We start from the raw sequence: 12,828 nt of genomic DNA, 5'->3' as shown, positions 1-12,828 counted from the left end.
AAAAATATGACAACTTCGAAAAAATTTAATAGTATTTGGTTTCTTTTAGGAACGTTACTTTTAGTAGTTACTTTTAGTCTGCATTCTTGTACTGATGATTTGGAGAAACTTCCTTTAAATGCGGATACAGATAATGTTCATTTTACTAGTGTTGATGCGTATAAGCAAAGTTTGGCTGGCGCTTATTCTAGAATGGCTTATAGTACTTTTTTGAGATTCTATTGGAGTATGCAAGAATATTCTACAGATATGGCGGTAAGCACTTGGAATGATGGCGGAGATGGTATTTATCACGAATTAGCTTGGAGTGCTGATTCACCGGCAATTGCAAATGTTTATACTTCGACACTTACGATGATAACATTGTGTAACGATTTTATCAATCAATCATCAGATGAGCTTCTTGCCAAGAGAGGATTCGCCGGAGCTGATGTGGCTCAAATAAAACAATTTCAGGCCGAAGCTCGATATTTAAGAGCGTATTGCTTTTGGATTTTGATGGATTGTTACGGAAATCCTCCATTCCCAACCGAAAAAACCTTGGCAAAATCGTATCCTAAGCAAATTCAGCGTGCCGATTTGTTTAAATATATTGAATCCGAGCTAAAAGCAATAGACCCTTTATTAGCCGATCCTAAAACGAATGAATTAGGAAGACCAGATAAAGCCGCCGCTTGGGCATTGATGTCCCGAATGTATTTGAATGCCAAAGTATATACTGGAGAAGAGCGTTATACCGATGCTATAACGTATTGCAATAAAATAATTAATTCAGCATATACATTAGAATCTAATTATGCTTGGTTAATGCTAGGTGATAATTATTTGAATACAAATGAATTTATTTTTACTATAAAATACGATAATACCAATAAAACTTGGAGCAGCACAAATTTTCTCGCTTTAGGTCCAGCAGGAGTTCCGGCCTCGATAAATGGGATGTCAGGAAGTTGGAGTGCCTTTAGATTTACACAACAAATCCCTGCGCTGTTTCCGTCAGTAACTCCCACTATTGATAAACGTGCTATGTTTTATACTACAGGACAAACTTTAGAGGTTAATAAAGTGACTACAAGTACAGATGGTTATTCTGCTTATAAATATAGAAACGTAAAGCGTGATGGAACACCGATTACCCAAAACAATACTTTTGGTAACCTATCCGATATTGATTTTCCGGTATTTCGTCTAGCTGAAATTTATTTGACCTATGCTGAATCCGTGCTGCGCGGCGGAACAGGTGGCAGTGATGCTACTGCCCTCAATTACATCAATAAAATACGAGGTCGTGCTTACACCAATGATCCTTCAAGCACCAGTGGCAATATTTCGGCTGCTGCGCTTACATTGGATTTTATTTTAGACGAAAGAGCCAGAGAATTGTATTGGGAAACCCATCGCAGAACCGATTTGGTTCGCTATAATAAACTAACAACAGCCACTTATCTATGGGCTTGGAAAGGTGGAGTGAAAGCAGGAACAGCAGTGGATGCCAAATACAACTTATTCCCGATTCCAACATCCGATTTATTAGTAAATCCTAATTTAAAACAAATAGATGGTTTCTAAAATAATTGAAAACCAAAATATAAAATATGTAGTTATGAAAAAGTTTTTTAAAATAGTATTCGCCATCTTGCTGATTGTGGCATCCGCTTATTCTTGCACCGATGATAGCTTGAAAGCAGTGGCAGAAACACCTGCTGAAGGCAAATTTTTATTAACCAATAGCGCAAGTGAAATTGTACTAGATAAAATGGATGCGAATGTAAATATTGCCGTTAAATTTAGCTGGGATAATACATCTTGGTACGGAATCGACACGCCATTGACTTACACTTTGCAAATGGACAAAAGCGATGGTGAATTTGTAAGTCCTCAGGAAATTGCTATAGCATCGGGTAATACTATATCCTTGACTCACGCCGACTTGAATGCTAAGGCTTTTGCATTAGAACTGGCTCCAGCTGTGGCCTCAAAAATAAAAGTTCGACTAAAAGCCAACCTGAAATATGGAGCTTTGCCTATTTATTCGAACGTAAGCACATTGACAATAACTCCTTACAACACGCTTATTCTTAAATATCCAATGCCTGCAGAACTCTATCTTCAAGGAGATGCTGTCCCATCCAATTGGGGAACTCCAGTAACCGACATACAAAAAATGACTCAGATAGATGACCATCGTTTTGGACTTATTGTAACCTTAACAGGAGGGAAAAATTTTGCTGTCATTAGTGCTGCTTCAACCTGGTCAGATCCAGCTTATGTAACAATGGAGGCCAATGCTAATCCTCAAAGTAACGGCACTTTTGAACCTAGAGGTTCGGCAACGAGCTGGGGTGGTAATCCTATAAAATCTCCTGCTGTTTCGGGAGTTTACCAAGTTATTCTTGACTTTACCACAGGTACTTATTCCATAACTCCTACAGTTTTAATGCCTTCGCCAGCTGAACTATACATTATTGGTGATGCTACTACCAATGGATGGAATGCTCCGGGTAATGCTCAAAAATTTACCAAAGTAGACAACAATACTTTCACGCTCACAACAACACTTAAAGCGGGTAAATTTGCTTTCCTCAATGCCAATGCTACTTGGTCAACCCCAGCTTATCTTGGAAGAACAGACGCTGAACCATCATTGGCTGGTAATCTAACTTTAAATCAAGCGCCTAATTGGGCAGGAAGTAGTATAACTGCTCCTAATCCTGGAAATTATACGATAACGGTCAATTTTAAATCAGGAACTTATGTTTTAAAACCTTAAAACCTTTTTATTCTTAATTTATATCCAAAGAGATTTAATAGACACAAAATCATCAATAGATGTTTGCATTTGAAAGAGAACAGAAACTCCGTTTAGGCTACTAAAATAATTAATTTAACACATATATAAAATGTTTGCAAAATACCGATTAATACAAATCATAGGGCTTCTCACTGTAGTTGCACAATTTGGTTGTTCTATGGAAAACCCTATTCCAACACCAACTACCTATATACCCAAACCCAGTGATGTGTTTTATAAAGGAACTTATATGGCTTATGTAGCCCCTCAGGAAACCTATGGCAACGTAGTATTCAAAGAAAATGGCGTGCCAAAAGATGCCTTTAAAAGCATAGCAGATCATGGTGGAAACATTGTTCGGCTACGAATTGATAATCCTCCCTATAAAAGTAGCTACACTAAAGGTTATGCAGATGTTGACTTTGGCTCCCCCGAAAAAGTAAAAACACAAATGCAAAGAGCCAAAAATGCGGGTCTAAAAACTTTGTTAACTTTTGGTTATCAATCTATGGCTTTAGAGGACAGCCAAAGATTAAACAGTTATGTTGCTCCATTAGCGTGGCAGGGTTTTGCAACTGATGTTGAAAAGTTAAAAGAAGCAGTTTATGTGCACACCACTACCGTATTAGAAGATTATATCAAAGCTGGTTTAGTTCCAGAAATTGTTGCTATTGGTAATGAAACTAACCAAAGATTTTTAGAACCAAATATGAAAGAAAGTGATTTGCCTGCTTATAGCGTTGTTCGTACAGTAAAATTGTTGAACGCAGGAACTAAAGCGGTTAGAGATTTAAATAAAAAATATGGATTAAATATCAAAATTGCCTGCCATATTTTTGATGCGGCCAGTCTAAAATTTTGGTTAAAATCTCACGTCAGCAATGGATTGGACTTTGATATTATGGCACTTTCTCATTATCACGCTTGGCATTCTTTAGGAGATTTCAAGAGTTGGACTGAAGTAGTTGGATTCGTAAAAACTACATACCAAAAGGATTTTCTAATTATGGAAACCGCACAATTATTCAGAACCGGTGGCAATGATGCACACGTTGATATTCTCGGTGTTGAAAATATACCTGCTGGTTACAATAATCCACCAACTACAAATACGCAAAAAAAATACATGAAGGATTTTGGGCAAGAATTATATGATGCAGGTGGCATAGGCATAATTTATTGGGGAGGTGAATGGGTTGGGTCAAAAACATTGATTTTTCCAGATCAATATGGAGCTGGTTCATCGTGGGAAAATAAAGCCTTTTGGGATTTTAATTACAACCTGCACGACGGAGTTAATTGGATGAATGAAATTATTCAAAAATAGACATTTTAGAGATTCTAAAAAAAATGATAAGCAGGAATACGTTCCTTTATTCCTGCTTATTAAATCAATAAACTAGAACAATTACAAACCTTTAACAATTAAAAACAAACAATCATGAAAAAACAATTACTCTTTTTACTACTATGTGCTTCTATTTCATTTAATGTAATAGCACAATCTGTTACAATTACATCAGTCATCTCCAATCCTGTAGCAGTAGGAACTGTTCTCAAAGTAGATTACAAATACACAGTTGCAGCAGACAGTTATATTTTTTGCGGGATAAATTTACAAAATGACTGGACTTACATTTCTTATGTTGCTGGCCAAGGGTTGGATTTAGCTGTAGCAGGTACTGATGTTACGGGTTCTTTTAATATCACAATACCAAGTGGCACGACGCCAACTGCTAATTTAACTGGACTTCAAAATTATAAAATAGCCATTGAGTTGAAATCGCTGCCTTCTTATACCTGGATAGCAGGCGATTATCCAGCAACACAATTAAACTTTACAGCGGCCGCAGCAGTCACTCCATCCATTACTGCTACTACAATCCCCACTAGTACACAAGTAGGAATGAATTTAGCTGTTAATTATAAATATACAGTAGCAGCAGCTGGAAAAGTTTCTGTAGCTGTTACTAAAAACGGAGGTGTTAATGCTTGGGATTATATTAGCACAGTGGGTTATGTAGAATTAGATCCAGCAGTTGCAGGGACTAATGTAACAGGAACGTTTACTGTTGCAATTCCAGCAGAAACAACTCCAACTTCGTCTTTGACAGGGAATCAAAATTATAGAGTAACTCTTGAATTAAAGGATGCCGGCGGAAATTGGTTGGCAGGCGATTATTCAACAGTAGGTTATAATTTTACAGCGGCTCCGTTGGGTATTGACAAAAAAAATTTAATTAAAGGATTGTCAGTATATCCAAATCCAGTTTCCGATGTTTTAAAAATTGCCAATGCCGATAGTTTAGATAGTGCTTCATTCAGTATTGTTGATATTTTAGGTAAAACTATTGTCAAACCCAAAACTTTGAATAATGATGCAATCGATGTTTCTAATTTAAGTTCAGGTTTTTATATTTTGTCTGTGAGTTCAGAAGGTGAAGCCAAACAATTTAAATTTCAAAAAAAATGAATTTCATGAAGCCTTATAAAAAATAATTAATAATTTTAGGAACTGAACTTTTTTTAATACAAAATGTATACACAAGTTTTACTCCGTTTTATAACTAAACATGAAGAAATCTAAAGTGCAATTTCAATTAGTTTTGATCACAATAATTACACTACTAATTAATTCCTGCAGTGGTGCGCAACCAACTGAGTCAACACCTGAACCACTTCCCGGACCTACAACTTTTGTTTTTTCAAAAGGAGCTGACGTCGGTTGGCTGCCTCAGATGGAAGCAACAGGATATAAATTTTATGATGCAGATGGCACGCCAAAAGACTGTTTGCAATTACTAAAAGACAGGGGAATGAATACAATTCGGCTTCGGGTTTGGGTAAATCCATCCAACGATAAAGCGAGTGGTCATTGCAGTCCATCCGAAACTGTCGTGATGGCGGTTCGCGCTCAAAAAATGGGAATGCGCATTATGATTGACTTTCATTATAGTGATACTTGGGCCGATCCCGGAAAACAAGCCAAACCTGCTGCTTGGGCAAACCACACTTTTGTCGAGTTGCAAAACGACGTTTACAAACACACTTTTGAAGTTTTAACAGCATTGAAATCTGCTGGAGTAACTCCCGAATGGGTTCAGGTTGGCAACGAAATTCCAGGAGGAATGTTGTGGCCTGAAGGCAAATCTTCTAATTTCAGTCAATTGGCACAATTATTAAATAAAGGGTACGAAGCCGCAAAAGCAGTAAATTCAAACATAAAAGTAATCGTGCATGTTGACGAAGGAAATAATAATACCAAGTTCAGATGGTTTTTTGATAATGCCAAAGCCAATAATGTAAAATATGACATCATTGGACTTTCTTATTATCCGTATTGGATAAAAAGCGATTACACGGCTACGATTCTTGATTTGGAAAACAATCTAAAAGATATGGTTTCTAGATATGGAAAAGAAGTTATGGTTGTGGAAGTTGGGGGCGATTACACCTTGGTTCAAAACACCAAAGATATGTTGGTTGCCGTTATAAAAGCAGTAAAAGCAGTGCCAAATAATAAGGGTCTTGGTGTCATTTATTGGGAACCAGAAGGCGAAAAAAGCTGGAGTGGTTATCAATTAAATGCTTGGCAAGCCGGCGGGAAACCTTCACTTGCTCTTGATGCTTTTAAAAATTAATTACAACTATAATGAAATTCATTTTAAGAAATATACTTTTTATAATGCTAATTTTTTCTATTGGAAAAGCATTAGCACAAACCAGAACAAAAATTAATTTTGTTTCAGATTGGGAATTTAAAAGAGAAGAACTAAATTCCAATTGGGAGAAAATTACAATTCCACATATCGCGAAAATTGAACCTTTGGTGGTCAATAACCAGTTTCAAGGAACCTGTTGGTATCAAAAAAAGTTTTCTGTTTGCAATTCTAAAAACAAGAAAGTCTTCTTATATTTTGAAGGTGTGATGCAAGAAGCCGATGTGTGGATCAACGACCAAAAGGTGACCAATCACAAAGGCGGATATTTACCTTTTACAGTTGATGTGACTCCTTTTTTGAAATCGAAAGGCAACACAATTAAAGTCAAAGTCAACAACGAAGACAATCCGGAATTTCTTCCCGGAAAGCCATTGAAGGATTTGGATTTTAATTACTATGGCGGCATTTACAGAAATGTATATCTCATTACTACCGATAAATTATACATTACCAATCCTATTCAGGCTAATAAAAAAGCCAGTGGCGGAATTTATGTAAATTTTGACAACATCAACAAAAGCAAAGTTTCAGGAACATTTCAGGTGCATTTAAAAAATGAATACACTTTCGAAAAGAAAGCAAACTTGAAATTTATTTTATCTGACAATGAAGGCAAAAAACTCGAATTTAATTCGGAAGCGATTACTTTTAATGCCAATTCAGATAAAGCCTTTACGCAAAAAATTGTAGTCGATAATCCAAAATTATGGTCAATTTCAAAACCTAATTTATACAATTTAGAAGTCCAAGTTATTACTGATAATACTGTTATTGATACTTATTCAGAAAAAATTGGAATCCGAAAATCTGAAATCAAAGAAGACGGCTATTATCTCAACGACGAGAAATTATATATTACTGGAACCAACCAACATCAGGAATATCCCTATTTGGGTTATGCTATTTCGGACGAAGCACAATATCGCGATGCGGTAAAAATTAAAAATGCCGGTTTTGATTTTGTGCGAATGTCACATTATCCGCACGCCGAAGCTTTCTTAAATGCTTGCGACGAATTGGGAATTTTGGTAATGAACAGCTTAACGGGTTGGCAGTTTTTTGGTAATGAGACTTTCCAGAAAAATGCCCTTCAAGACATTCGCGAAATGGCCAAAAGAGATCGAAATCATCCGAGTATTATTTTTTGGGAAGCTTCTCTAAACGAAACGCAAATGAGTGAAAGTTTTATGAAAGAAGCATCAAAAAACTTAAAAGAGGAAATACCATTTGCAAATAATTATACCGCTTGTTGGATTGACAACGAAAATTATGATATTTTTATTCCGGCTCGTCAACACGGCAAAGAACCTGATTATTGGAATAAGTATAATAAAGGGAAGAGAAAAATTTTCATTGCTGAATACGGCGATTGGGAATATTATGCACAAAATGCCGGATTCAATCAAAAGGAATTCTCTAATTTAAAGGAAGACGAAAGGACCTCTCGACAATTGCGTGGTTTTGGCGAAAAACGCTTATTACAGCAAGCTTATAATTTTCAGGAAGCAGCCAATTCGAACAGAAAAGGAGCCCAGACTATTGGAGAAGCCAATTGGGTAATGTTTGATTACAATCGCGGCTACAGCACAGATTTGGAGAGTTCAGGAATAAGTGATATTTTTAGAATTCCGAAGTTCGCTTACTCTTTTTACCAAAGTCAGCGTGATGCCAGTGTTGTTTTGGATAAAAAATTGACCTCAGGACAAATGGTGACTATTGCAAATAATTGGACGGAAACATCTCCTCTAAATGTGACCGTTTATAGCAACTGCTCTGAGGTTGCTTTGTATTTGAATGATATTTTGGTTGCCAAACAAAAACCATTAATCAATGAAAACAGTGATCAATTAAAACATCCTCCGTTTATTTTCAAGATGGGTAAATTTGTCCCGGGAATATTGCGAGCTGAGGGTTTTATCAACGACGCAAAAGTGGTTTCTAACGTTGTCAAAACTCCCGAAAAACCAACTAAAATTGAGTTGACTTATGACATTTCATCAAAACCAATCAATCCTGATTTTCCAGATATGGTTTTTGTTTATGCTAAAATTACGGATGCCAACGGAACAATAATCCCGGCTGCAACAAACGAAATTATTTTTTCTATAGCCGAAGGAAATGCCGAGTTAATTGGAGAAAATCCAGTAAAAGCCGAAGCGGGAATTGCGACTATTGTTCTTAAGACGAATCATTTCAAAAAATTGATAGTGATAAAAGCATCAGATAAAAATTTGCAAAACGGAACTTTAGAAATTAAACCGTCACTTAAAAATTAACCAAATGAAAATCATATTTATTGTAGCCATAACTTTGTTTAGTTTAACGTCCTGTTCATTACAAAAAGAAATCCCTAATAATCCCTCTGTAGACACTAATAGTCTATATCCTTCGCCAAGTATAGTGATTCCAAATCATTCAGAATGGACAAAAAAACATTATATAGAAAGAATTGCCGAATTTAAAGCCAATCCGCTTCAATTTGGGGATATTGTTTTTATAGGAAACAGTATTACAGAACAAGGCCGAAATTGGGGACAAAGATTCAATAATTCTACAGTAAAAAATAGAGGAATTGCAGGCGATGTAACCGCCGGAGTGATAAACAGATTAGCTGAAATTTATTATTTCAAACCAAAAAAGGTATTTATAAAAATCGGAATCAATGATTTATTTCGTGACGAGTTAACACCTGAATACGTGGCCAGCAATATTAAATCTATTGTAGACAAAATTCATTTGGAATCTCCAAAAACCAAAATATATGTCCAAACGATTTTGCCTACTTCCAAAGACACGCCTTTGAAACAAAAAATTCAAAAAACAAATGCAATCATAATGAGCGATATTCAAAGTAAATATTGTCAAATTATCGACCTTCATAGTTTATTTGCAGATGCAAATGATTTAATGATAAGTAGCTATTCTTTTGATGGAGTCCATTTAACAGAAGAAGGATATATTCTTTGGCAGAATTATGTCAAAGATTATGTCAATAAGTAATATGTTATTTTTGAACTACTAATGATATTTATTAAATATGACACGATTTTTACAGAGTATAATAATTCCTTATCTTTTACTTTTTTGTGTCTTGTTTATTAGTTGTAAAGGGACTAAGGATAAAATTAGTAGTAAAGCTATTACTGAAAAGCGAGATAGTTTGCAATTAATTCAAAGCCGTTCTTTAGAACAAGAAAAATTAAGTAATGAATATCGTTTGGATCGAGGAAAAAACGGAAGTAAAGTCGTAGCTTTCACATTTGATGATGGACCAACCAATTTGTCCAACGAAATTTTAGATGTTTTAAATAAAAATAATGTTAAAGCCACTTTTTTTTGGCTTGGAATCAATCTCGCAGCTAATAAGGAAATTATTATAAAAGCGAAGAAATCCGGACATCAAATTGCCAATCATAGTTGGGATCATACAAACGGTTATGAGCTAGACGAAAATTTGGTATGGGAACAGCAAGTTTTAAAAACTATTGCAGAATTAAAAACTGTTGCAGGGATTCAATCTAACTATTACAGACCTCCTTTTGGAGCGATTACTCAAAAACAAATTGATTTTCTTGGAAATAAAGGAATTACGACGGTACTTTGGTCTATTACAACGATGGACTGGGACATCACACAAAACGATGGCGATAGTATGCTAAATACGTTTACAGCCAAACTTCATCCTGGTGCAATTGTTTTGATGCATGATAAAGATTTCGGAAAATCAGATGAGAAGTTAGTTGCCTTAGAAAACATGATACTTTACGCCAAATCACAAGGATATACGTTTGTAACGATTGAGAAGATGAAATAGTTTATTGTTAGGTATATTTATTCTTTGTGAACTTTACTTCGTCTGTTCGCTGCGCTTGGCTACGTCTTCTTCGTGTCTTCGGGGTTAAACAACCATCAAATTACACCCGCGAATATCGGAATTATCAAAACGTCCCAAAACTTCAAAGGAATTATTTGGATTTTTTTTGCCCAAATCTTGAGTAGCAATAAAGGAACACGAATTAATGTTAGCCAAATCGATCACATTAATTCCACCCGTTTTTCCGTCTGAAACATAAGTCAATGCATCTTCCGTTTCGCGAATGAGAATTTGCATCCACGATGGACATTCAAATACGCCATTCCCTAATGAGTACGCTTGCGACAATAACTCTGTCATTCCATATTCAGAATGAATAGCCGTAACGCCAAAACCTTCGCAAAGTTGTTCGTGCAATTCTTCACGAATCATTTCTTTGCGCTTGCCTTTCATTCCGCCAGTCTCCATAATAAGGGTGTTGTGCAATTGAAAAAGATATTTCTCGATTAAATCCAACAATGCATAAGTAACGCCAATCAAAATCACGTTTTGACCAGAAGTATCTAATCGGAGCAATTTTTCGATGAGTTCTTCGTGGTTGTAAAGATAAAAGCCACTTTCGGGATTTTTGGTCATTTGTATTAAATCTTCGACCATATAAATTAGCGAAGAACCTTCTCGTTCTAAATAGGAGGGAAGCAAAGCCAAAATCACATAATCCTCAATATTTCCATAAAACTGAGAGAATCCTTTTCGGTAACTTTCTTCGTATAAAGAAACATTGGTAACGAAGTGTTTGCTAGTTACAGGAGATAATTTTTCATCCGATTCACCCCCTTTGGGGGCAAGGGGGCTGGTTGTTCCACTACTGCTAAAGGTTTCTTGAATAGGGTTTTCATTAGAAATAACTTTATGACTTTTGAAAAATTGGATAGGTAAAAACGGAATTTGATCTAATGATTTTACTTTTTGAACATCAGTTTTCAAAAATTCGCAAAATTCGCGATACACTAAGTTGTTTTCGTATTGAAAACGAAATGTTTTGAGCGCAATTTTTTCAAATTGCTTTCGACTTGAAATCGCAAATATGTCAGGAGTTGGAATCAAAGTATGGGTTTCAGTGGGCAAAGATATAGCTTGCTTTCAGGGTTTCAAAACCTACTGAGCTAAAAATAAAAAAACTCCAACTTTGAATTGGAGTTTTTTAAAATGAAATTTAATTAATTAATTTTTGATAATTTTTCTGCTAGTTTTAGCATAATCATTTTGAATAGTTACTAAATAAATACCTTTTGCTAGTGACTGAGTACTAATTGCTTCATTACTGTTTACTCTATTTGAACTAAATAATTTTCCGTCAACTGAATAAATATTTACTGTGGCTCTTGACGGCATTTGAATTCTTAAAACATCAGAAACAACAGTTGCCATTTTTATTTGATTATCGAAATCTTTGGCATCAACACGTAAAGTAGATTTGTCAAAAAACATAATATCGTCAAAATATATAACACCACCTGATGCAGTAGCTGTTTCAGCGTATATTCTAAGTCCTGGTCTTGCAACAGTTGAAGTTGGATTTGGAACTGCTTCGGCAGTGAAAAATTGCCAAGAAGGAGAATCTACAGAATACTCAGTTCCTTGTAATGGATTTCCACCCGTATCTGTACCAGTAGTTCCCGCAGCAGTTCTAAATTGATTCCAATATCTAAATCTTGCAGAAGTACTGTTATCTAAATACCAACCAGAAAAAACATAAGTCACACCAGCTGTTACTGGTGTATCTGTTGTTGGACTAATTGTTTTGTTGCTAGTTGCTGGCGATGTCAAGCCAATAGAACTTGCGCCACTGCGATAAACTGTAGTACTTTGTGCAACAGTTGATCCTGTTGTGAACCAAGAATCGGGAAGTCCTGCGGTCCAAGTCTCAAAACCAGCATTTGTAATCAAATTAGTTTGAGCATTTGCAGTTAGTGCAATTGCAAGGAAAAATAGTAAAGTGTAAAATTTTTTCATAACTTTTTTTTTAAATTAGTTAGGCAAATATAATAAAATATATAGCTAAAATAAAAAAACAGTGTAAAAAAATCATTAAATCAAGGAAAACTTTGAGATTTATCTATTTTATGATAAGTTTTCTTGTAGCTGTAGCTTGCTGCTCGTCTATTTTAATAATATAAACGCCTGGGGATAAATTAGAAATGTTAAGTTCCTTTGCAGTAATTGTAGTTTGTAATACTTTTTTCCCAAGAACATCAAAAATTAGGATACTTTTATCTAAATCATTTTTCGATGTAATGTAAACCTTGCCATTACTAACGGGGTTTGGATACAAGTTTAATCCTTCGATAACCGTAGTTTCTTGAGTTTTGGATTGTGGTTTTCCTTCTTGAGCAGAAACACTCGTTGTAAAGAAAAATCCCAATAGTATTATAATATAAAAGTAATTTTTGTTCATTAGTTCGATTTGGAGTTGTAAATGTATAAAAAACTTTTCAAAA

The 12,828-nt window shown here is 35.3% G+C and carries 11 protein-coding genes; 8 read left to right on the top strand and 3 right to left on the bottom strand.

Going from position 1 to position 12,828, the window contains the following annotated elements:
• The first annotated feature begins 6 nt into the window (after positions 1-6).
• The 8 genes from RMO83_RS14100 to RMO83_RS14065 all read left to right on the top strand — a co-directional run bounded on the left by RMO83_RS14100 (position 7) and on the right by RMO83_RS14065 (position 10,327).
• Positions 7-1,569: a RagB/SusD family nutrient uptake outer membrane protein gene (locus RMO83_RS14100; protein WP_310560339.1), complete on the top strand. Its 1,563-nt coding sequence runs from the start codon at positions 7-9 to the stop codon at positions 1,567-1,569.
• 34 nt (positions 1,570-1,603) lie between these two features.
• Positions 1,604-2,770, top strand: a complete 1,167-nt coding sequence (locus RMO83_RS14095) for a SusE domain-containing protein (RefSeq protein WP_310560338.1) — start codon at positions 1,604-1,606, stop codon at positions 2,768-2,770.
• Positions 2,771-2,900: 130 nt separating this feature from the next.
• Positions 2,901-4,118, top strand: coding sequence for a glycosyl hydrolase 53 family protein (locus RMO83_RS14090; RefSeq protein WP_310560337.1), 1,218 nt, complete (start codon positions 2,901-2,903; stop codon positions 4,116-4,118).
• A gap of 114 nt (positions 4,119-4,232) precedes the next feature.
• On the top strand, positions 4,233-5,264 hold the full coding sequence (locus RMO83_RS14085; RefSeq protein ID WP_310560336.1) for a T9SS type A sorting domain-containing protein: 1,032 nt from the start codon (positions 4,233-4,235) through the stop codon (positions 5,262-5,264).
• Positions 5,265-5,364: 100 nt separating this feature from the next.
• Positions 5,365-6,432, top strand: a complete 1,068-nt coding sequence (locus tag RMO83_RS14080) for a glycosyl hydrolase 53 family protein (protein WP_310560335.1) — start codon at positions 5,365-5,367, stop codon at positions 6,430-6,432.
• Positions 6,433-6,443: 11 nt separating this feature from the next.
• Complete coding sequence (locus RMO83_RS14075; protein WP_310560334.1) at positions 6,444-8,789, top strand: glycoside hydrolase family 2 TIM barrel-domain containing protein; 2,346 nt, start codon at positions 6,444-6,446, stop codon at positions 8,787-8,789.
• Between the two features lie 4 nt (positions 8,790-8,793).
• Positions 8,794-9,513, top strand: a complete 720-nt coding sequence (locus tag RMO83_RS14070) for a GDSL-type esterase/lipase family protein (RefSeq protein ID WP_310560333.1) — start codon at positions 8,794-8,796, stop codon at positions 9,511-9,513.
• A gap of 37 nt (positions 9,514-9,550) precedes the next feature.
• A complete protein-coding gene (locus tag RMO83_RS14065) occupies positions 9,551-10,327 on the top strand; it encodes a polysaccharide deacetylase family protein (RefSeq protein ID WP_310560332.1) in 777 nt (258 codons plus the stop codon).
• An 84-nt stretch (positions 10,328-10,411) separates the two neighbouring features.
• Here RMO83_RS14065 and RMO83_RS14060 read toward each other — a convergent pair whose 3' ends face one another.
• The 3 genes from RMO83_RS14060 to RMO83_RS14050 form a co-directional block, all read right to left on the bottom strand.
• Complete coding sequence (locus tag RMO83_RS14060; protein ID WP_310560331.1) at positions 10,412-11,434, bottom strand: acyl transferase; 1,023 nt, start codon at positions 11,432-11,434, stop codon at positions 10,412-10,414.
• A 117-nt stretch (positions 11,435-11,551) separates the two neighbouring features.
• Complete coding sequence (locus tag RMO83_RS14055) at positions 11,552-12,343, bottom strand: T9SS type A sorting domain-containing protein (RefSeq protein ID WP_310560330.1); 792 nt, start codon at positions 12,341-12,343, stop codon at positions 11,552-11,554.
• A 103-nt stretch (positions 12,344-12,446) separates the two neighbouring features.
• Positions 12,447-12,785, bottom strand: coding sequence for a T9SS type A sorting domain-containing protein (locus RMO83_RS14050; RefSeq protein WP_310560329.1), 339 nt, complete (start codon positions 12,783-12,785; stop codon positions 12,447-12,449).
• Between the last annotated feature and the right edge of the window lie 43 nt (positions 12,786-12,828).

This window comes from Flavobacterium sp. (assembly GCF_031423415.1).
In the GTDB taxonomy this organism is placed as follows: Bacteria; Bacteroidota; Bacteroidia; order Flavobacteriales; family Flavobacteriaceae; genus Flavobacterium.
Note: the sequence above shows the minus strand (reverse complement) of the source record. Positions and strands in the feature narration are given on the sequence as shown.

Excerpts from the sequence above, each read along its gene's own strand:
- RMO83_RS14100 (WP_310560339.1), top strand. The coding sequence starts at position 7 with ATGACAACTTCGAAAAAATTTAATAGTATTTGGTTTCTTTTAGGAACG.
- RMO83_RS14095 (WP_310560338.1), top strand. The coding sequence starts at position 1,604 with ATGAAAAAGTTTTTTAAAATAGTATTCGCCATCTTGCTGATTGTGGCA.
- RMO83_RS14090 (WP_310560337.1), top strand. The coding sequence starts at position 2,901 with ATGTTTGCAAAATACCGATTAATACAAATCATAGGGCTTCTCACTGTA.
- RMO83_RS14085 (WP_310560336.1), top strand. The coding sequence starts at position 4,233 with ATGAAAAAACAATTACTCTTTTTACTACTATGTGCTTCTATTTCATTT.
- RMO83_RS14080 (WP_310560335.1), top strand. The coding sequence starts at position 5,365 with ATGAAGAAATCTAAAGTGCAATTTCAATTAGTTTTGATCACAATAATT.
- RMO83_RS14075 (WP_310560334.1), top strand. The coding sequence starts at position 6,444 with ATGAAATTCATTTTAAGAAATATACTTTTTATAATGCTAATTTTTTCT.
- RMO83_RS14070 (WP_310560333.1), top strand. The coding sequence starts at position 8,794 with ATGAAAATCATATTTATTGTAGCCATAACTTTGTTTAGTTTAACGTCC.
- RMO83_RS14065 (WP_310560332.1), top strand. The coding sequence starts at position 9,551 with ATGACACGATTTTTACAGAGTATAATAATTCCTTATCTTTTACTTTTT.
- RMO83_RS14055 (WP_310560330.1), bottom strand. The coding sequence starts at position 12,343 with ATGAAAAAATTTTACACTTTACTATTTTTCCTTGCAATTGCACTAACT.
- RMO83_RS14050 (WP_310560329.1), bottom strand. The coding sequence starts at position 12,785 with ATGAACAAAAATTACTTTTATATTATAATACTATTGGGATTTTTCTTT.